The sequence below is a fragment of the Levilactobacillus yiduensis genome, from assembly GCF_024718525.1.
Lineage (GTDB): Bacteria > Bacillota > Bacilli > Lactobacillales > Lactobacillaceae > Levilactobacillus > Levilactobacillus yiduensis.
In genome coordinates, this window is sequence record NZ_JAMXAZ010000003.1 from 168,982 (window position 1) to 189,557 (window position 20,576).

17 protein-coding genes are annotated in these 20,576 nt (G+C 51.3%); 7 read left to right on the forward strand and 10 right to left on the reverse strand.

The window, feature by feature from the left end:
• Window positions 1-93: 93 nt before the first annotated feature.
• From gltX to NGM66_RS03205, 4 genes are all read right to left on the reverse strand, one after another.
• Entirely contained in the window at window positions 94-1,584 is a 1,491-nt protein-coding gene (gene gltX / locus NGM66_RS03190; RefSeq protein ID WP_208910605.1) for a glutamate--tRNA ligase, read from the reverse strand.
• A 905-nt stretch (window positions 1,585-2,489) separates the two neighbouring features.
• A complete protein-coding gene (locus NGM66_RS03195; protein ID WP_208910606.1) occupies window positions 2,490-3,671 on the reverse strand; it encodes a PIN/TRAM domain-containing protein in 1,182 nt (393 codons plus the stop codon).
• A 32-nt stretch (window positions 3,672-3,703) separates the two neighbouring features.
• Window positions 3,704-5,086: a DNA repair protein RadA gene (gene radA, locus NGM66_RS03200; RefSeq protein ID WP_208910608.1), complete on the reverse strand. Its 1,383-nt coding sequence runs from the start codon at window positions 5,084-5,086 to the stop codon at window positions 3,704-3,706.
• A gap of 92 nt (window positions 5,087-5,178) precedes the next feature.
• Window positions 5,179-5,718 (reverse strand): dCTP deaminase/dUTPase family protein, encoded by a 540-nt coding sequence (locus NGM66_RS03205; RefSeq protein ID WP_208910610.1) that lies wholly within the window; start codon window positions 5,716-5,718, stop codon window positions 5,179-5,181.
• 421 nt (window positions 5,719-6,139) lie between these two features.
• Here NGM66_RS03205 and NGM66_RS03210 point away from each other — a divergent pair, with 421 nt between their 5' ends.
• The 5 genes from NGM66_RS03210 to NGM66_RS03230 all read left to right on the forward strand — a co-directional run bounded on the left by NGM66_RS03210 (window position 6,140) and on the right by NGM66_RS03230 (window position 10,524).
• Window positions 6,140-6,484, forward strand: a complete 345-nt coding sequence (locus NGM66_RS03210; protein ID WP_208910616.1) for an N-acetyltransferase — start codon at window positions 6,140-6,142, stop codon at window positions 6,482-6,484.
• A gap of 5 nt (window positions 6,485-6,489) precedes the next feature.
• The gene (gene rpiA / locus NGM66_RS03215) at window positions 6,490-7,176 is read left to right on the forward strand and encodes a ribose-5-phosphate isomerase RpiA (RefSeq protein ID WP_208910617.1); all 687 of its coding nucleotides are present in this window, start codon (window positions 6,490-6,492) and stop codon (window positions 7,174-7,176) included.
• Between the two features lie 893 nt (window positions 7,177-8,069).
• The gene (locus tag NGM66_RS03220) at window positions 8,070-8,876 is read left to right on the forward strand and encodes an aldo/keto reductase (protein ID WP_208910618.1); all 807 of its coding nucleotides are present in this window, start codon (window positions 8,070-8,072) and stop codon (window positions 8,874-8,876) included.
• Between the two features lie 71 nt (window positions 8,877-8,947).
• A complete protein-coding gene (locus NGM66_RS03225; RefSeq protein WP_208910620.1) occupies window positions 8,948-9,088 on the forward strand; it encodes a hypothetical protein in 141 nt (46 codons plus the stop codon).
• A 101-nt stretch (window positions 9,089-9,189) separates the two neighbouring features.
• On the forward strand, window positions 9,190-10,524 hold the full coding sequence (locus NGM66_RS03230) for a C1 family peptidase (protein ID WP_208910623.1): 1,335 nt from the start codon (window positions 9,190-9,192) through the stop codon (window positions 10,522-10,524).
• Between the two features lie 60 nt (window positions 10,525-10,584).
• Here the strand turns inward: NGM66_RS03230 and NGM66_RS03235 are convergent, their stop codons facing one another.
• From NGM66_RS03235 to NGM66_RS03260, 6 genes are all read right to left on the reverse strand, one after another.
• Window positions 10,585-10,890, reverse strand: a complete 306-nt coding sequence (locus NGM66_RS03235) for a hypothetical protein (RefSeq protein ID WP_208910625.1) — start codon at window positions 10,888-10,890, stop codon at window positions 10,585-10,587.
• Between the two features lie 12 nt (window positions 10,891-10,902).
• On the reverse strand, window positions 10,903-12,159 hold the full coding sequence (locus tag NGM66_RS03240; RefSeq protein WP_208910627.1) for a serine hydrolase domain-containing protein: 1,257 nt from the start codon (window positions 12,157-12,159) through the stop codon (window positions 10,903-10,905).
• A 321-nt stretch (window positions 12,160-12,480) separates the two neighbouring features.
• A complete protein-coding gene (locus tag NGM66_RS03245; RefSeq protein ID WP_208910630.1) occupies window positions 12,481-13,713 on the reverse strand; it encodes a serine hydrolase domain-containing protein in 1,233 nt (410 codons plus the stop codon).
• A gap of 166 nt (window positions 13,714-13,879) precedes the next feature.
• The gene (locus NGM66_RS03250; RefSeq protein WP_258115377.1) at window positions 13,880-14,551 is read right to left on the reverse strand and encodes a 2,3-bisphosphoglycerate-dependent phosphoglycerate mutase; all 672 of its coding nucleotides are present in this window, start codon (window positions 14,549-14,551) and stop codon (window positions 13,880-13,882) included.
• A 487-nt stretch (window positions 14,552-15,038) separates the two neighbouring features.
• On the reverse strand, window positions 15,039-16,073 hold the full coding sequence (locus tag NGM66_RS03255) for a DMT family transporter (RefSeq protein WP_208910632.1): 1,035 nt from the start codon (window positions 16,071-16,073) through the stop codon (window positions 15,039-15,041).
• A gap of 41 nt (window positions 16,074-16,114) precedes the next feature.
• Window positions 16,115-17,062 carry an AEC family transporter gene (locus tag NGM66_RS03260; protein WP_208910634.1) on the reverse strand — a complete coding sequence of 316 codons (948 nt, stop codon included), beginning with the start codon at window positions 17,060-17,062 and terminating at the stop codon, window positions 16,115-16,117.
• A 368-nt stretch (window positions 17,063-17,430) separates the two neighbouring features.
• Between NGM66_RS03260 and NGM66_RS03265 the strand changes: the two genes are divergently transcribed.
• Both NGM66_RS03265 and NGM66_RS03270 read left to right on the forward strand, forming a co-directional pair.
• Window positions 17,431-18,549, forward strand: a complete 1,119-nt coding sequence (locus NGM66_RS03265) for an LCP family glycopolymer transferase (RefSeq protein WP_208910636.1) — start codon at window positions 17,431-17,433, stop codon at window positions 18,547-18,549.
• Window positions 18,550-19,746: 1,197 nt separating this feature from the next.
• Complete coding sequence (locus tag NGM66_RS03270) at window positions 19,747-20,394, forward strand: EAL domain-containing protein (protein WP_208910638.1); 648 nt, start codon at window positions 19,747-19,749, stop codon at window positions 20,392-20,394.
• Window positions 20,395-20,576: the final 182 nt, after the last annotated feature.

Genomic DNA, 20,576 nt, shown 5'->3' on the forward strand with positions numbered 1-20,576 from the left:
AAATGAGTTAGGTCCATTGTAGCATATTCCGGCGATAACAAAGAAGCCGAATGAAGCGCCAATTGGCCCTCATCCGGCTTCTTTACCAAATCGTTAGCCTTCTAACTGTGCTAAGGTCTGGTGAATGTGTTGTAAGGCGGTCTCCCGTCCCACTAATTCAATGGATTCTGGTAATTCTGGCCCGTGCATTTCGTGGGTCACCGCGATTCGAATCGGCATCCATAATTGCCGACCCTTGATGCCCGTCTTAGCTTGAACGGCCTTGATGACGTGGAAGATCTCCACAGAATCAAAGAGGTCGAGCTTTTCGATTTGCGCAGCGAATTCCTTCAAAACGACGGGTGCCGTTTCGTTATTGATTTCATCAAAGGCTTCACCACTGACTTGGTCGGGTTCTTCAAAGAAGACCGAGGCCATGTCATTGATCTGCGCCATGTAGCTCATTTGGCGCTTGTACAGGTTGATCAATTGCCGTGCCCATTCAATCTTTTGGTTGTCTGGGTTAGCAGGAATGTTGCCAGCCTTGATCAATTGCTTCAAGGCCAGGTCCATGATCGTACTGTCGTCAGCGTCCTTGACGTAACGGTTGTTCAACCATTCCAGCTTGTCACTGTCAAACGTGGCTGGTGAGGAACTCAACCGCGTTTCGTCGTACATCTTGATAAATTGCTTACGGTTGAAGATTTCGTCTTCGCCCACTGGTGACCAGCCCAACAACAGAATGAAGTTGAACATGGCTTCTGGCAGGTAACCCAATTCACGGTATTGTTCGATGAATTGTAAGACGGATTCGTCACGCTTGGATAACTTCTTCCCGGTATCCTTGCTGATGATCAAGCTCATGTGCCCAAACTTAGGGGCTTCCCAGCCGAATGCTTGGTAGATCATCAATTGCTTAGGCGTGTTGGCAACGTGGTCGTCACCCCGGAAGACGTGGCTAATGGCCATCTTGTGGTCATCCACGACAACGGCGAAGTTGTAGGTTGGCATGCCATCGCGCTTGGCAATGACAAAGTCCCCACCGATAGTATCGGAGTTGAAGGACACGTGGCCCTTGACCATGTCATCCCAGGCAAAGATTTCATCCTTAGGGACGCGGAAACGAATGACTGGCTTCAAGCCCTTGGCCTTGGCGTCAGCGATGGCCGCAGCCTTTTCGTCTTCCGTCATCCCAGCATATTCGTATTCATAGTGTGGCATTTCCTTACGCGCCTTTTGGGCTTCCCGGTCGGCTTGTAATTCTTCTTCCGTCCGGTAAGATTCGTAAGCTTTGCCTTCGTCCAACAGTTGTTGGATCAATGGGGTGTAAATGTCACGGCGTTCAGACTGACGGTAAGGACCGTAGTCGCCACCGACGTCAGGACCTTCGTCCCAATCCAAACCAAGCCACTTTAAGTTTTCTAATTGGCTCCGTTCACCGTCAGCAATGTTCCGTTTCGTATCTGTATCCTCGATCCGAATGATGAACTTACCCTTGTTGTGACGGGCAAATAAATAGTTAAAAATGGCTGTCCGGGCATTACCAATGTGTAAATGACCGGTTGGGCTCGGAGCGTACCGAACCCGAATTGAATTTTTCGCCAAAACGTTTGCGCCTCTTTCTAAAAGTTTTATTCATAATCAATAGTCAATTATGACAGAATGTCTTAATTTTACAATGCTCAGCCGGAAAAAGAAAGGACTGGCACCCAATCCTTCTCAAAAATCTGAAATTGGTGGATTACTGGCGGCGACAAAGCCGTGGCTGGCCGTCTGTCGTTATCGGAGTTCGAGAGGCTCAGAGACCCAGTTGGCGATGGACTGCCTGGAACCTAAAACCTTTAACCAAAAGGGCGGTTGAAAGTGGACCCAACGCGTTAAGCCCGGGAGCAACAATGTTCCGCCCGTTAAAATTAGTGAAACCGGGAACCTGAGTCGGCCTGGGTCCCGCCTGCTCTGGGGAACATGGCCAGTCTGAAGAATGGTCTTCAGGTTTACTTGAAAGCCTGGCAAAGTTCGCCAGGCTCTCAAGTCGCCCCACATTGTAGGTTGAGAAAGAATCTCAGCCAACACCGCTGATCCAGATAGGGCCACCCCTGGCTACCTCCGATAAGTTGGCATCTATCAATAACACTGTGTTGACTGGAACTTAGTTGACAAGTCACCTGCTACCAAGGGCTAAGTCGATTGTGTTTGATAGGCACTCCAGTAGCCGGGAGTCCGCCAAATATGGGTTCAGCCGCTGAAAAAGAGTGTGACAACAGGCGGCTAACTGGCGAGCATTAACGGTGCTAGGCGGATAATCCTGCTTCTGGATTATTTGCCTAGCAGTGTTAAGCGGAACCAGTTGCCTGTTGGCGCACGTTTCGGCTGTGAGGCAATTTGAGACTCGACCCGTCCGCCCACAGCGACACGACCCATATTTGGCGGACGGTAGGCGGCCAGCCCCCTGAATCTAGGCCGACCAAACAAAAAGAGCCTAGGCACTCAGTCCCGGACTCTCCTGTGGTCTAGCGGGTCGACTTCGAATGCTTGCCAGTTGAGACGCTACCTTTAGAACTATTCTTTTCTTGATCTTCAATGTTCTTGGTCGAATGCAATGGCTTGGCGAAGATCATCCGCCCTGCATCCGTTTGAATGGCACTGGTGACGACCACATCCAATTGCTTGTTGATGAAGTAGCGACCGTCTTCGACCACGACCATGGTGCCGTCGTCGAGGTAAGCCACCCCTTGTTGCCGTTCCGTCCCGTTTTTCACGACCATCACGTGGAGATTTTCTCCCGGAATGACTCGCGGTTTCAAGGCGTTGGCCAAGGAATTGATGTTTAAGACCTGAACATTTTGGAACTGAATGACTTTGTTCAAGTTGTAATCATTGGTCACGATGACTCCGCCATTTTGCTTGGCCAAGGCAATCAACTTGCTATCAACCTCGGGGATGTCTTCGAAGTCGCCTTCGTACATCTCGATCGGCATGATGTGTTCATTTTGCAACTTGTTCAAAATATCCAATCCACGCCGGCCCCGGACCCGTTTGATGGAGTCACTGGAATCCGCGATGTACTGCAATTCATACAGGACAAAGTTGGGGACCAACAGCGTTCCTTCTAAGAACCCGGTCTTGGCCAAATCGTAAATCCGCCCATCGATTAAGATGTTCGTATCCAAAATCTTATAGTGGTGGAAATTTGGTTCGGTCTCCTTGTCCAAGACCTTTTTGTCAGCCTCTTCTTCGGCCTTCTTGCCCCGCGGCTGGAACAGCTTACGCCACTCCTCTAGCCGAATCTTACTCAGCCGAGCCCCGATTCGGAACCCAAAGTAACCGAAGAGCAACATCAAGATCCACGGAATCACGGTGCCGATGAAGAAGGATGGCACGTGAAAGAGGAATTGCGAAATCAATAAGGCTAATGCCAATCCCACAATCGTTAACAGACTCCCGAAGATGATGGTCATCGGGTTTTGCTTATTCAAGTAGGCTTCGACACGATTGATCAGCCGCAAGATCACGCCCGCGAAGAGTAATCCGAGAATGAGGAAAATAATGGCTCCAAGCAAAATATTCACGAAGACGTTGTTGATCAAGCGGTTGGTCACGCCAAGTAACAGCCAGGCCCGGGAGAAGTACGCGGCTCCCATGACCCCACCTAAGATGGCGAAGATAATTAAAACAACCGTTTTTTTACGCATATTTGTTCACCTCCCTTCAAGGTCCCTGACGCCTAAACGCCGAGGGCTAATTTTAATGTCTGCCGTAACGTGGAAACACCGACGACTTCAATGCCCTTCGGTGCGGTCCACCCTTGCAGATTATTTTTAGGAACAAAGATCCGTTTGAAACCCAGCTTCTTGGCTTCGGCGACCCGAGATTCGACCCGGTTGACCCGCCGAATTTCACCAGTCAGGCCAACTTCGCCCACGAAACAATCGGTCGGTGCCGTCGCCGTATCCCGGTAACTGGAGGCAATCGCCAGTGCAATCGCCAAGTCGATGGCAGGTTCGTCCAGCTTGACGCCACCGGCCGCCTTGAGAAAGGCATCTTGGTTTTGCAACATTAAATTGGCACGCTTTTCCAACACCGCCATCAGTAACGAGACCCGGTTGCGGTCCAACCCACTGGAGGTTCGTTGGGCGTTACCGAAGACCGACGGCGTAATCAAGGCCTGAACTTCGACCAAGATTGGCCGGGTTCCTTCCATTGACACCACGATGGCCGAACCAGTCGCGTCCTTGAGCCGTTCCTCCAGGAAAATCTCCGACGGATTGGCCACCTCATACAGGCCACCCTCGCGCATTTCAAAGATCCCTAACTCGTTGGTCGAGCCAAACCGGTTCTTGACCGCGCGTAAGATTCGGTAGGTGTGGTGCAAGTCGCCTTCAAAGTACAGCACGGTATCCACCATGTGTTCCAAGATTTTTGGCCCAGCGATGGCACCGCCCTTGGTCACGTGGCCGACGACAAAGATGGTGATGCCGTTGGTCTTGGCAATCTGCATCAATTCACCGGTCACGGCCCGAATCTGGGAGACGGACCCGATGGCCGACTCGATACCAGGCGCCTGCATGGTCTGAACGGAGTCAATGACCACGTAGTCCGGCTGCATTTGTTCGATATTGGCACGAATACTAGCCATGTCCGTTTCGGGATACAGGTACAGGTTGTCGCTGTTCACGACCAACCGGTCCGCACGCATCTTAATCTGCGAGGCACTTTCTTCCCCGGAAACGTAGAGCACCTTGCCGCCGGTCTCACTTAATTGCCCGGAGACCTGCAGAAGCAACGTGGATTTCCCAATCCCGGGATCCCCACCAATCAGAATCAAGGAACCGGCAACGATACCGCCACCCAAGACCCGGTTGAGTTCCTCCATTTTCGTCTTGGTCCGCGTTTCCGTGGAATGCTTAATGTCTTTCATTAATTGGGGGTGGGACTGTGCACTGCCAACTGCGGTCCGCGTGGATTGCGGCTTGGCCTTGGCAGCGGTGGGCGTCACGACCTCTTCGACCATGGTGTTCCACTCGCCGCAATTTGGACAACGTCCCAGATAACGCGGTGAACTGTAATCACAATTTTGACAAACATAAGTTGTTCTTGGTTTAGCCACGAAGATCCCCCTTTTTCTTAGTCTGAATACCTTTATTTTAGCATATCTAGCGGTCAATCCCCCACTAGTCTATCAAGCACAATTGTAAAGATTTAGTTACGGTCCGACGAGCCAAATCCACCGGTCCGCTGCTGTTGGGGTGCCTGCTCATCATCGGCCAGTAAATAAGGCATGAACAGCCCTTGCGCGATACGCTGACCTTTTTTAATAACCTGATCTTTTAGTCCCACGTTAATTAATTGGACAAAAATTTCACCCTCATTTTTTTCATTGTTGTAGTAATCCGCGTCGATCACCCCAATGCCGTTGGGCAAAATCAGACTGTGTTTGAGCGGACTGCTGGACCGGTTGGCCAAGACCAGCACTTCTCCTGGCTGCATGTAGGCCTTGATGCCCGTTGGTACCAGCCAAGGCTTCAGGTCGCTTTGCCCCGCCAGCAGTTCTTCTGCGGTCAGTTCATCCTGGTGTCGTAACCGCTTGAAGGCGTGCAACAGATCATGGTGCCAAATGGACGGCAACGTGAAGTCCGCTGCGCACTCAAAGTCATAGCCAGCGGCCTGTTTCGTGGTTCGATAAGGGAGTTTGATCCCCTGGTTGGCATACTTACTAACAATTTCAAATCCGCGTTGCATTACAAGCACTCCCTCGCTAATCTTTTATCCTGTTATTTATTCATCCGAACATCAATGGTACGGCCAAATCACTAGTCGGGTCAACGACTGGTCTAGGCACTAACCGTGAGTGTTTCATTTTACCATGAATCTGGCCTGACGCAATCCTTTTATTATCCCGACAGACGGGCATTTCCCGTGACGACCACTGCTGGCCCATTTTCGCCAAATATTTTCGACGAAAACCACCGCCATTTCCCGATTGGCCTAGGTCGCCCGCACCCTCGCTGTCACTAACTCCTCTAAGCATAAGCAACCTGCCCCCAGATTACCAGCAAAAGTATGTTCGACCACCACATTTTTTCTTCGCTAAAAGGAGTTGACAATGACCGACGGATAGACCAGAATTAGAAACGAGACTGGTCATGAAAGGAGTCTACCCATGACGATTACGGAACAGCCTGGCCAATTACAAGTGGTGCAAGACGAACAGCTGTTGGCAAGCCTGCATTATTTGTGCCTAAGTGACACCAGCTGGGTGCTGGAGCAAATCTTCGTCCGGCCCTCACAGTCTGCCACCACGTTAGCTAACCAGCTGATAAAACGTTTTACTGAACTGGCAACCGCTGCACAGGTCACGGTCACCTTGCTGGATCCGTACGCCAAACGGTACTTCAGCCAGCATCCCGCCGATCAGGCAATCCTGGCCGCAAACCAGTTGCACGTTACCGGTGACGCGGCGGTCAAACCAGTCGCCTTACACCTAGAACACACAGAAGAGGAGTAGTTAAGATGGATCAAAACGCATTGAAAGCTTTAGTGGGTCAAGAAGCCGTTAAGTACGTCCAAGATGGCATGATTTTAGGAATCGGGACCGGGTCGACCGTTCGCTACATGATCGACGCTCTCGGTGAACGCGTCAAGAATGAGGGCTTGAACATCGTTGGGGTCGCCACTTCCGACCGTTCCGCTAAGCAAGCCGCCGACCTGGGCATCACCATCAAACAATTGGACGAAGTCGACCACCTCGACTTGACCATTGATGGCGCTGATGAAATCGACGACAACTTCCAAGGCATCAAGGGTGGCGGGGCCGCTCACCTCTGGGAAAAGATCGTCGCCATCAACTCCACGAAAAATATGTGGATCGTGGACGAAAGCAAGATGGTCCACCACCTTGGCAAGTTCCCATTGCCACTGGAGGTCATCCCCTTCGGTTCCAGCCACGTCCTAGAAAAATTAGACAAAATGGGCTTCAACCCTAGCTTCCGGATGCAAGAAGACGGTAGCCACGTGCTGACCGACTCCAAGAACTACATCATCGACCTGCACCTGGGCCGCATCGACCATCCGCACGAACTCGCCAACACCTTGAATGGCATCGTCGGCGTCGTGGAACACGGTTTGTTCTTAGACACGGTCAACACGGTCATCGTTGGCCGTCAAGACGGTCCAGAAGTCTTGAACGCCCGCGACTAACCTAACCTTTAACCTGGCACCGCTGCTTTCTACTTAGAAAGTTGGCGGTGCTTTTTTGTGGCCGATTATATTTTCGGGTTCAATTATATTATTGGTATGAGCTGGCCGCCTTACCGTTCACTAGATATGAGTCGGAACGCTGAGGGCGCCGGTCCAAGCCAAAGAGCGGTCTTGGACCTCACCTTGGAGCCGATGACCCGCGTCTCCAAGGTGCCAGTTCCCTAAGCGCCGTAAACCGTGCCGCTAAGGGAACTCCCACAGCTGAACTCATATCTAGCGAACTCTCGGCTACGGTAGTGGTTGTCAAAATAACTGGCTGAGACCGGCTAACGACTGGTGAATGCCACCCTTTGATAAGGTTAGCCACTCATGATGCATCCAGTGAATTGGGGACGGCTACCATTAGCTCAGTTTGAACTGATAGATGATAGGTTCTGGTTATCTTGAGCTATCGGCAGAAGGAAAACTCGACTAGCTAGGCTACTTGTTACAGTCAGGACCGGTTCAACACGATGTCGCTGACAAGCTACAATCTTGCCGGAGGAGGTCAGGGGTGGAGCCAGCTGTGTCGACGGTGTTGGCTGAGGTTGTTTCTCAGCCTACAGCGTGGGGCGACTTGAGAGACTCGCGTTTTTTGCGAGGCTTTCAAGCGAACTGGAAGCCCGCTTTTTGGCTGGAAGTGTCTCCCATAGCAGGCGGAACCCTTGGCAGCCGCAGGCATCTGGTTTGTCCAGTCTTCAAAAGAACGCACGTCAACACCTATCTAGTGAACGGTAAGGCGGTCAGCATAGCTTAACCAGCAACTAACAAGCGGCAACCGTGAAACCATTCGCACAGTAGTGTATCATGCTTATATAAGTGGTTTTAAAATCTTAAACGAGCGAGGTAATTTCATGGAAACGACACAGTTAAGTAACGGCGTCACCATCCCCATGTTAGGATTCGGCACCTACTTAATCGACAGCAAGGATGTCCCAGCCGCCATCAAGACGGCGCTGGACGCGGGTTATCGGCATTTAGATTGCGCCCACATTTACGGCAATGAACCAGCTGTGGGTGCGGCTATCAAGGCTTCTGGCGTTGACCGGTCCGACCTGTTTATCACATCTAAGGTCTGGAACGCCGACCAAGGCTACGACAAGACGTTGGCTGCCTTTGACAAGACGCTGAGCGACTTACAACTGGACTACCTGGACCTTTACTTGATCCACTGGCCAAATGAAAAGAACTTCGACCTGACGTTAGACACCTGGCGCGCACTGGAAAACTTATACGAACAAAAGAAGGTCCGGGCCATCGGGGTCTCCAACTTCTCTGAAGACCAACTGGAAAAGGTCTTCGCCATGGCTACCGTTAAGCCAATGGTCAACCAGATTGAACGCCACCCTTATAAGGTACAGGCTGAACTGGGCAAATTTGACACGGACAACGGCATCGTCAATGAAGGCTACTCCCCAATTGGCCACGGCCATTTGATCCTCGAAGACCCAGTTATCACCAAGCTGGCCGACAAATACGGCAAGTCCCCCGCCCAAATCGTCTTGCGTTGGCAAGTTGACACCGGCTTTGTGGTCTTCCCGAAGTCATCCAAGCCAGCCCGGGTACGGGAAAACTTTGAAATTTCTGGTTTCAACCTGACCGCAGCAGAAATCGCTGAGATCAATGCGTTGGATCAAGATAAGCATTTGAACTACGACTAACCTAAAGAAAGAGATTGCAACCGGATCTAAACTGGCTAGCAATCTCTTTTGCTTAGGAAGAGGTGATGGCAATGAATCCGAAGTCAACACTAGCTGAGCAGCTGAACTTCCCAGAGATTTGGAATGACGCCCCACAAGACATCGCCCGCTTTAATCAGTGCATCGGACGCGCCGATGACGGGCGTAATTGTGGCAAGGAATCCTCAGCATAACCCCAATCGGTTTCCCGTAAAACTTCCCAACTTTTCGTTTCCTATACAAAAAATGAGAAAATTGGAGTACAATGAGAGAATAAGATAGGAGAGTGACGTCATTGAGTAAAGAAATCACGGCGGATCAAACCGCCCGTTATCAACAAACTTTAGCTGCTGACCCCACCGCAAAGGTTTTGGAGCGCGCCGTCAGCCACCAAGGTATCTTAGCAACCTCTGCCGATTACGCTTCCGAGACCGACATGACTCCCGTGTTCTCCATTGATTTGGACACTGGGAAAGTTGCTAACCAAAAGCAAAGTGGCCGTTGCTGGATGTTTGCCGCATTGAACACGATGCGTCATCACTTAGCCGACCTGTTTCACCTGAGCGATTTTGAATTATCTCAGAACTACACGAACTTCTGGGATAAATTTGAAAAAGCCAACTACTTCTATGAAAATGTCTTGGCAACCGCTGACCAACCCACGTCTAGCCGTAAGGTGGCCTTCTTAATGGCAACCCCCCAACAAGACGGTGGCCAATGGGACATGCTGTGTGCCATCATTCAAAAATACGGGATCGTGCCGAAGTCGGTCATGCCCGAAACCTACAACAGCTCCAAGTCCAACGAGTTAAACAGCACGCTGAACTTAAAGCTGCGCAAGGACGCCGTTACGTTGCGGAAATTAGTCGCTGACAAGGCTAGCGATGCTGATATCGCCGCTGCCAAGGACAAGATGCTCGGCGAAGTTTACCGCTTACTGAGCTTCTCCTTAGGCCAACCTGTCGATAAGTTTGACTTCGAATACCGCGACGATGACAAGAACTACCACATCGACAAGGGCTTGACGCCAAAGTCATTCTTCGACAAGTACGTTGACTGGGACTTGAACGATTACGTTTCCATCATCAACGCCCCAACCGATGACAAGCCATACAACCACACCTACACGGTTGAAATGCTGGGTAACGTGGTCAACGGCCGCCAAGTCAAGCACTTGAACGTTTCCATGAAGGACTTCAAGCAACTGGCTATCAAGCAGCTGCAAGCCGGTCAATCCGTTTGGTTCGGCTGTGATGTCGGCCAATCTTCCGAACGGCAAAAGGGGATCATGGACACCAAGTTCTACGACAAGGATGCCCTCTTCAACATTGATTTCTCCACGACTAAGGCAGAACGCCTGGACTACGGGGAAAGCATGATGACCCACGCCATGGTCTTGACTGGTGTCGACCTGGTCGACGGCCAACCAACCAAGTGGAAGGTTGAAAACTCATGGGGCGAAAAGGTCGGTACCAAGGGCTACTTCGTCATGAGCGACGCCTGGATGGACGAATACTGCTACCAAGTCGTTGTCAACAAGCAATTCTTGCCTGACGACTTGAAGCACGTCCAAGAAACTGAAGAACCAACGGTCTTGGCCCCTTGGGATCCAATGGGTGCTTTGGCTTAATTGATTTAAACGTAAACGAAAAGGTATCGGAATCCTTGTGAGGTTCCGGTACCTTTTTACTTACCCATTTTTATGGTGATGCCGGTGCAACCGTGCCTGTTGACGCTGATACCCATCCAAGATCAGCATCAAATCGATCAATAGAAACAGGCCACCCAGAAACAAATTGAAGGTCACATAGGCCATCTGCACAGCTGAAAACGCCAGAATGGGCGTCAGTTGCCACCACATGCTTTCCAGCACCGGATAGCGGTCGTGCCAGCGCTTTTGCACCAGCGGGACGACGATGACCGACAAGACCACCATCAGGGCCAGGCTAATCTGGTAGAGGTCCGTCAGACTGTGATTAATGCGAATGTCCAGCATAGATTCATCTCCCTACGAAATCGTCGACGCGGTGACCACCTGTTTAAACGTTGCCTTGGCAATATCTTCGGTCGACCAAGTGGGCCACATGGTCTTCTTGTAGAAATTATTCGACATGAAGATCACACCGGTCCGGCCATCGGTACTGACCAGGAAAGTGTCTTCATAGAAGTTGCCGACCCCATGACCGTAGTAGCCCTGGTCCGCGAAATGATACATGCCACCGGTATACTTCGGCGTCGCAACACCCGGTTCCAGTAGCGTCTTGGCGCTGGTTGCGTGGTTAAACCGCTTGCCTTGGACAATAGCCTGAACCGTCTTGAACACGTTGCTGGGACTCATGGCAACGTTCCCGGTCCCTAGCCGCGAGCTAACATCCTTGGCTGCTGGGACTTCGGGGTCCGAATATGTGCCCGGTGTCTGGCCTTTATAGCCCACGGATAGCGCTGAATTTTGCTGGCGCAACTGAACAAAGCTGGTCTCGTTTAAGTTCAGCGGTGTGACGATTTGCTGGTAAAATTGGTGATAGTACGACTGGTCAGTCACCTGATTTAAAATAGCCGCCAACATCACGTAGCAAATTGGTTGGTAGTTAAATTGATTCAGCTGTGTCGTATCAACTCGGACGTGTTGGGCGGCGTAGCGGTAAATCTGGCGCTCACCCAGGTCTTTGTCCGGCTTCATGTCACCCAGCAAGCCGCCTTCCATGTTCAACATTTGGCGAATCGTGACCCGGCGACTATTTTTGACCTGGGGATAGAACTGATGGAGCGTGTCCGTCATCTTGAGCTTGCCCTGCTCGATAGCCCGCATGACCAGTAACCCCGTCATCGATTTCTGCAGTGAATTGATCAGGTATTGCGTCTTGGGCGTGTTGCGCCGCTTCTTAGCCGCGTTGGCCCAGCCAAAGGATTTCTGGTAAATGACCTGGTCGTTTTTCACTACCAGTGCGGTGCCGGAAAATTTTTTCGCCGTCAATTGTTTCGTCAAATTGGCCGTAAAATCGGGATTGGCGCTCCCAGCGGTCCGGTCTAACGCCGTGGTTTGGCTGTGGCGTTGTTGCTGGCTGACCTGTGCATTGCGCTGAATCAGGCGGTTGGTCTGCTTGACCGTTGTCGGCGTCGCGGTCAGCTTGCGTTGCTGATCGACGTGGTACCACTGGACGGCGCCGTAACCAGCCAAGCCCAGTAGAACCACCAGTAACAGCCATCTGCCCCAATGGGGATGGGCGTGCGCGGCGTGCCGTTGTTTTCGTGTTTCCTGTCTCATTTTGTCAAAGCCCCTGTCTTTTCAAACTTACTCTTCTGATTATACGAGAGTCACGGCGAAATACCAACCGTCAGTCAACGTTCTTCGGTGCCATGGCCGCCGTTCCGCCTGCTATGGGGTAGCCGACTGCACATGACTATTCGTAATTCAATCTTGTCTTTCACTGTCATTGCCCCACGCAAAAAGCCACCAACCACTCGCCGTGACGAGTCGTTAGTGACTTTTATTATTGACAATCATCTCATACTATCAGTTGACGACAGGCTGAACAAATTGCTGTCGCAGCCTAGCGATTCACATAACGGCGACCGGTACAACAGCTTACCGCAACACCTTCGTCCGGTTGATTTGCTTAAACGTTTGAATGGCCAAGTCTTCCGTGGACCAATCCGGGTACATCGTCTTCTTCACGAAGTTGTTGGACAACAGGACGACACCGTTGCGGCCGTTCTTACTGATGACAAAGGTACTCTCGTAGTCGTCGCCCATGCCGTGGCCGTAGTAACCCAATTTATCGAGGTGATACATCCCCCCGGCATAGTGGATCTGGTCATTTTGCGTCTCGTGTAAGACTTGGGCGCCCGCCGGTGTAGACAGAAGCGAACCCTGGACGATGGCCCGCTCGGCCTGGTAGACGTCGCCCGTGCTCATCGTCGCGTTACCAGTCGCAATTTGGACCGCCATGCTGGCCGCCGATGGCTTGTGGGGCTCGCTGTAGTCGCCCGGCATGTTGCCCGCGTAGCCCGTGGTCATGCCTTTAGTGGTCGACCGTAACTGAGCAAAGCTGGTGTGGTTCAGATTCAACGGCGTGACGAATTGTTGATAGAACAGATCGTAATACGAATCATGCGTGACTTGATGCAAAATGCCCGCCAGCAACGTGAAGCAGATCTGCTGGTAATCGAATTCGCCAATTTTACTGGTGTCGATCTGTGCATTTTGACTGACGTACTGATAAACCTCATTTTCCGTCAAGGTGCGGCCGGGCTTCAGTTCACCAGTGATGCCGGCCTCCATGTTCAGCATCTGGCGAATCGTGACCCGCCCGCTATGCCGAATGTTGGGATAATACTGGCTTAGTCGGTCCGTCAGCTGTAGTTGGCCGGCTTGGACCGCCTTCATGACCAGCAGTCCCGTCATGGACTTTTGAACCGAGTTGATCAAATACTGCGATGTGACCTTGTTCTTACGCTGTTTCTTAGCGTTAGCCTTCCCGAATGCCCGCTGGTAAACGACCTGATCATTCTTCACGACCAGCGCCGTGCCGACAAATTTCTTGTCCTTCAGCTCACGGGTGAAGCGCTTGCTAAACTTCGGTGTGGCCTGCCCCCGGTTGGTCCGATCAAATGCCGTCTTCCCTGGGTCACGTTGCCGCTTACTAGCAGCGGCGTCCTTGGCAATCGTCGCGTGTGTTTGTTGGGCATGCTGATGATTGCTGGTCGCGACTTCTTGTTGGTCTCGTTGGTCGATCTCATGCATGCCCCAGATGACGCCACCAATCCCCAGAATGATGACGAACAGTACCGCCCAATGGCGTAGGTTTCGTGTATTCACTTTTCTCTCCCCCAATTAGCTAACTGGTTAACCCCTTACACTTTAAAACTGACTAGCCAGCTTCCCCAGCTGTGACCAGTCCTTCATTTCTGATTATACGAAAAAGCCGGCCAAAGACAATAAAAGTCTTCGTCGGCTGGGTGAACTTATTATTTACTTTAAAAACTCACAGGGTTTGCTTGCGCAAGACGTTTAGCCGGTCATCAAAGTCGTAGCGAATTGGTTCGCCATTCGCAACTTCCACCTGGCTAATATCCGCGTCCGCCACATGGTCCAGGTACTTGATTAACGCCCGTAACGTACTGCCGTGAGCCACGACCAGCTGATTGTGGCCATCCAACAAACGCGGGGCAATCTGGTCGGTCCAGTAGGGCATCAACCGGTGATAAGCCATTTCCAAACTCTCGCCTAATGGCTCAACGTGCGGGCCAAATTTATCGTAACGACGATCCTGACTGACGTGGTCCAACAGTGGTGGCACGGTCTTAAAGCTCCGCCGCCAAATCTTGATCTGCTTTTCCCCCACGCGGGCTTTGACCGCCGCTTTATTTTGCCCCCGCAGTGCACCGTAATGCCGCTCATTCAGGCGCCAGGACTTGTATTCTGGAATGTACAGTTGGTCGATGGCCTCTAAGACAATGTTCGACGTCACGATGGCGCGCTGGAGCATGGATGTGTGCAGGGCCCCAAACTGCAGGCCCGCAGCCGCAACCAATTTGCCAGCCGCGACCGCTTGTTCACGCCCCTTGGCCGTCAGCGGCACATCACTCCACCCAGTAAAAATATTATCTCGGTTCGCGACACTTTCCCCGTGCCGTAAAATGACCAGCGTTGCCATTGATCATGCTCCCTTTCTCTCTTAGCAATTCTCACTGACCATCATACCATAGGTTTTGGCCGGGTCCGTGTGATTTGTGTCAGTTTTCACTTAATTTCTGGTGGAACAACAGCTTGAAAATAGACTTAACGCGTTGCTTCTTAGAAGGACAGTATTCTCTGTTCGTTAAAATTAGTGAAACCAGGCGCCTACCAAATATGGGGTCAGCCATGGGAGTTTCTAAACGGCACGATTCATACCGCTTAGAAAGCTGGCGTCTTTGAGACGTGACCTTTGCCTCAAAGACGAGGTGTCGAGACCGCTCCTTAGCTCGACCCGTCCGCCCACCGCGTTCCGTCCCATATTTGACAGACGGTAGGCGGCCAGCCTTCACTATGAAAGCTGTAACGACTAACCTTAACGTCATAAATCGCCTAGTGATAATGGTTCTAGCCGTAATTAAAAAGTACGCTACCGGCATGGTGGCGTACCTTTACAATCATTTGAATTAATCCACAGAAGATTCCGAATGGGCAGCAAGCTTGTGCGCAGCCACAGCATCGTCTGCTTCTTGGAACTCGCTGGCGTCTTCTTCTGCCAATGCAGATTCGCGCGCCTTGACCCGGTTCCCCATGAAGGTGATGACCGACCCAATCAAGATGATGACGATTCCGACGATGGTGTTGGTCAGAATCTTTTCGTGAATCAGCACGGCCGCCATGATGGGTGCCAGCCCTGGCTTAATGAAGAAGACCAATGAGGCCGTCGACACGTCGGAGCGTTCCATCGCCAAGAAGTAAAAGGCGAACCCCCCACCAGTCACACAGACCCCGATGAAGAACAGGATCCAGAAGTACTGGAGGCTGACATTTTGCAAGATCGGCATCGCCGCAAATTGACGGGTCCAGCTAACCTGACGCAAGCCCCCGGCAACGGCCGGCACGTGGGTCAGCAACATGATGGCGAGTAGCTCAGCTGACCCGGCCAGGAAGGTAAAGCAGGTCATGATGATTCCGTTGAAATGGTGCCGGACAGACCCCCACCGTGACACGATACTGTACAAGCCAAAGGTTAACGCGGAACCAATTGCCAGCGCTAAGCCGACTGGATTGGTCAAATGCGCGGGGTTGACGATGACCACTAACCCGACGATCGATACGACCACGGCAATCAAGTTGGCCCGGCCAAGCCGTTCGTGCAAGATCAGGTAAGAGAAGATCAAGGCAAAGACAGGGTTGCAGCTGAACAGTACAGCGACCGTCGATGCTTCGTCGACACTGATTGCCAGTTGATACAGCGTCATACTGATGATGACACAAACCAGCCCGGTCAGCGCAAATAGCGCCCAATCGCGCCCGGTCAACCGGTGACTTTGCTTATGTAAGGCCCGCAAGGCAATTGGCAAGAGAATCAATCCACCAATGAAGAAGCGGATCAGATTCAATTGAATGGGATTAAACGCGTTCCCTGCAGACTTCAGAGCGATTTCCATGGAACTGAACATTAACGTTGAAAATGCGATATACAACAGTGTTTTTCTCAAAACGAAAAATTGTTCCTCCTTAAAAGTAACGACCAGATCAATTAGGCAACGTGCTGGACGATGACCATCAGAATCGGAATCACCACTAAACTTAGGAGGGTCGTTTCGGTTACCATGATGGCCGCATAATCCGCATCGGCGCGGTACAATTTAGCCACGACAGGTGCGTTGGTCATAACGGGCATCGCTGCTTGTAAAATAAAGACTTGTTTCATTAGAATCGGCATGCTGGTGGGCAACACCAACAGCCCCATCAACACGGGCGCCACGATGAAACGGCCCAGCAAGATGCCGAGACTGTCGCGGTCCACGTGGATATTTTGCAACCCCGCACCGGCAATCGCCGTCCCGATAAAGATCATGGACAACGGAATCGTGAGGCCCCCAATATATTGGAAGTCTTTCATGATCCAACCCGGCAATTGGATGTCGAGAAGAACCAAGATGACCCCCACGATAAAGCCCAGGAGCGGTGGTGAAAAGATTTTTTGTAACGTTTGTTTCAGGTCGAACTTGGCGCCTCCCTGGCCGTCACGCTGGATCAAGTAGACCCCCAACGTCCAGAAAAAGGTCGTGTTGGCCATGTAATAAACCAACACGAACGGCAAGCTCTTCGGGCCAAACAGCGCTTCGTTGACTGGTAAGCCCACAAAAACGGTGTTTGAATTCAGAAACATGGATTCAAACAGCCCGCGGTGCCCCGGCTTGATGCGAAACGCATGAAAGGCCACGATGGAGAGGCCGAACATGATCAACATGGAAACGATTGGAAACCGGAGATCCGGCAACGTGCGTTTCAACGTCTCCGCTGAAAATTTCGCGGTGATCGTACTGATCATGTAGGCCGGCAACGCAATCTGCGTGACGAGGCGCGCAATTAACTTCGGTGCCTGGTCATCAAACCAGCCCCGGCGAGACAGCACGTAACCGAGACCAATCATGACTAAAATGATTAAGACACCCGAAACACTTCGAATAAAAACGGCCATCTGCCGACCTCCCCTCGAAACATTACCCAAAATTAGATTTTCTTAAGCAACGCTTCTTATTATAGCACGCACCCACCAGTTTCTGCAGCCGCAACCGGTTACAAACAGCGGTGTTAGCCACTTTTACTTACCTTGACAACTTGTGAAATCCGCTTTTATCCGGTCTAGACAACCAAACAAAATACCGAAAATGTCCGGGGGAAACATTTACGAATGGCCGTTTTTATGGTCTAATGAATTAATTGAGTCTACAGATAAGATTCCAGGGGAATTGCCAAATCTGTGTGTAGCTGAGGCCCCGCGATAACATCGTGGTGCGGCCCCGAAACGAAATTGGTCAAGATTTTAATGAGGATGAGGAAATAATTATGCCAAACGATAATGAACCAAGACGGCAGCGGACACCTGAGGATTTCGAACAGGTCTATGACCGCCGTTCCGACCGTAACTCCCACTTCAAGACCCCCGCGGTTCACCCCCACCGGCCGGTCATGTGGACGATTGTCATTGCGATGTTGGTCTTACTGGGCGGCGGCCTTGCTTACGGGTACCAGGCGTGGAATTCGGCAAAGAAGACGTTTAGCCAGACCTATGAAGCCTCGAACGCCGCCAAGAGCCGCAACGTGTCCGCTGTCTTGAAGTCCAATAAGCCCTTCTCGATTCTGTTGATGGGAACAGATACCGGGGCACTGGGCCGTTCAGACGTGGGCCGGACCGACACCATGATGGTCGCCACCATCAACCCGACCAAGGAAACGGCCTACCTGACCAGTATTCCCCGGGATACGCGAGTCACTGTTGGTTCTGGCGTCAACGCCTCAATTCAAAAGATCAACGCCGCCTACACGATTGGTGGGCCCAAGACCGCGGTCAAGACCGTGGAGAACCTGCTGGACGTGCCCATTGATTTCTACGCCATCGTAAACATGGGTGGACTGGAAAAGATGGTCAACGCGGTCGGCGGGGTCGACGTGAAACCAACGCTGACCTTCCAATATGGTGCGGCCAACGTCGTCAAGGGCAAGAAGACCCATTTGAACGGGAAACAAGCGCTTGACTACTCCCGGATGCGTCACGAAGATCCGCTGGGTGATTACGGCCGACAAAAACGGCAACGCGAAGTCCTACAGAAGCTAGTCGTCAAGGCGGCGGGGTTGTCCTCCATCACCCGTTACCAAACGATTCTGAAGTCACTAAACGGGAACTTGAAGACCGACTTGACCTTTGATGACCTGATGCAGATTCGGGCGAAATACGGGGATGCTTCTCACCACATCAAGTCAGAGACATTGCAAGGACAAGACGCCATGATCGACGGCCTCTCCTATCAAGTACCAACCATGACCGAGCTGAAACGTGTCTCGAACCACATCAGAAAGACGCTGGGCTTGGCCAACACCAAGAAATTCACGACGGACGCCGATACCAGCACCACGGGTAACGGCTACGCCACTGACAGCACTGGCAACAGCGGCTACGGGTATTAATCAAACATGCACTGAGCGCCACTCACGGGTCTACTGGACTTGCGGGTGGCGCTTTTTTTACCGCCTTACCGTCCGTCAAATATGGGCCGTGACGCTGTGGGCGGACGGGCCGAGCCAAAAGACGGTCTCGACACCTCGCCTTTGAGCCGAAGTCCACGTCTCAAAGACGCCAGTTTTCTAACCAGCCAAGACCGCTGCTAAGAAAACTCCCACGGCTGAGCCCATATTTGACGGACTCACGGCTACGATTCCGATGGGCAATGACGACTGTATTTGGCAGTGGGAGTCGTTGCCCTTGCATTAACACCAATTCTGTTGACAAGAAACGTTCTTACCGCGAAAATTCAGGAGTTGTTGGGGCTGGTAAATGGTCTCAACAAGAAAGCCAGACGTTCACCACACTTCAAATCGCTGATTGATTCGTGAGTCCCTAAGATTCTTCCATCCAGTAGCTTGGCATAAATCACTAATAGACCAGCTAACTCCCCTCTTGGCAAGGGCTATCGTGGAAGTAGGTGCCAGAACGCTATGTCAAAACTTGTTATCCGAACGGTTGGCTGACTCGCGCAATACACCGATTGTCGCTGAAAGGTGCTATTGTAGCCGAGAGTCCGCTAGATATGAGTTCAGCCGTGGGAGTTCCCTTGGCGGCGCGATTCATGCCGTTTAGGGAACTGGCAACTTGGAGACGCGGGCTACCGGCTCCAAGTTGAGGGCCGAGACCGCCCTGTGGCTCGGTCCGACGCCCACCGCGTTCCAACTCATATCTAGCGGACGGTAAGGCGGCCAGCCCCCACCTGCGTAACTGCACTCGACCAGGTCTCGCCCAAACAAAAAACAAGTTTTGCTTGCTTTTTTCTGGCAAATACAGTAAGGTTGGCGGAGCTAGTTCGACTTAAATGGAACGATAACATCTGACTTATCAATCGTTAACCAACTCACACTTTTAAGAATATGCCTAATTTACCCACTTCCAGAACTCGTGACAATCACGAAAATAATCATGGTTTGGAAGCGAGGTCAGCGACTAAATCAACTTATTTTTCAAGCGGCTTATTCGGTGATAAACAGTGACCTGAGCCGGTTATAGGTTACCGCCGTTATCACACTGAACGATATATGGCGTTGCACTTTTTAAGAAATGCGGTAGAATGAAACTAAACTCACGTGTAGAGAGGCAAAAGGAGTGGATCGGTTATGTATCGTTTCTTTGTACAACCACAAATCAATCAAGATGACCACCGTGTCTTTGGCTACGAAGTTCTGTTGCGTAAACAGGAAGACGATAATTGGGTTCTCCCCCACCACTTCACGGATATTTCCGTAGCCGATCAAGCGAAACTTCTTGAAGAGACGGCCGCTTCATTGAAGACCGCCGTCAACAATCAGGTACTCGCGTTCAATCTCAACAATCAGCAGTTGCGACATCCCCTAACCCTAGGGACCGTGATTGCGCTCAAGAAGCGCATCACACCAGCCGCCTTAACGATTGAGTTAACAGAAGCCCCGACGCTAGACGAAATGAAGCAGTTCAGTCTGGCCGTACACCAATATGGCATCGGCCTGGTGCTCGATGACGTTGGTACGGGATCGAACACCTACCAAAACATTCGCGACTTATTACCATTTGTCGACGAGATCAAATTCGCCATGCAAAACTTACGAATGAGCGGTGAAAATGACTTGATTCCTGCCAGTCTGGCCTTCTGGGCACAAATCGCTCGCGAATATCGGTTGCGGTTGATTCTGGAAGGCGTCGAGGACGCTGACGACCAAGCTTTGGCCAAGCAATTCGGTATTACGTTGCATCAAGGCTACTTATACGGTAAACCAAGTTTAGTTTAACTTAACTGGACGTCCCTGCTAACTTTTAGCAGCTGAACGCCCAGTTTTTTTGTCCAAATTGGCGTAACTGTTATATTTTAATGTAATAATAATTATATAGAGTTACCTGAATTATTCACCAGAAACTCCAAAATCCCCATCAAACACATGATTCAAGTGCTTGATGGGAATTTTACGTTTTC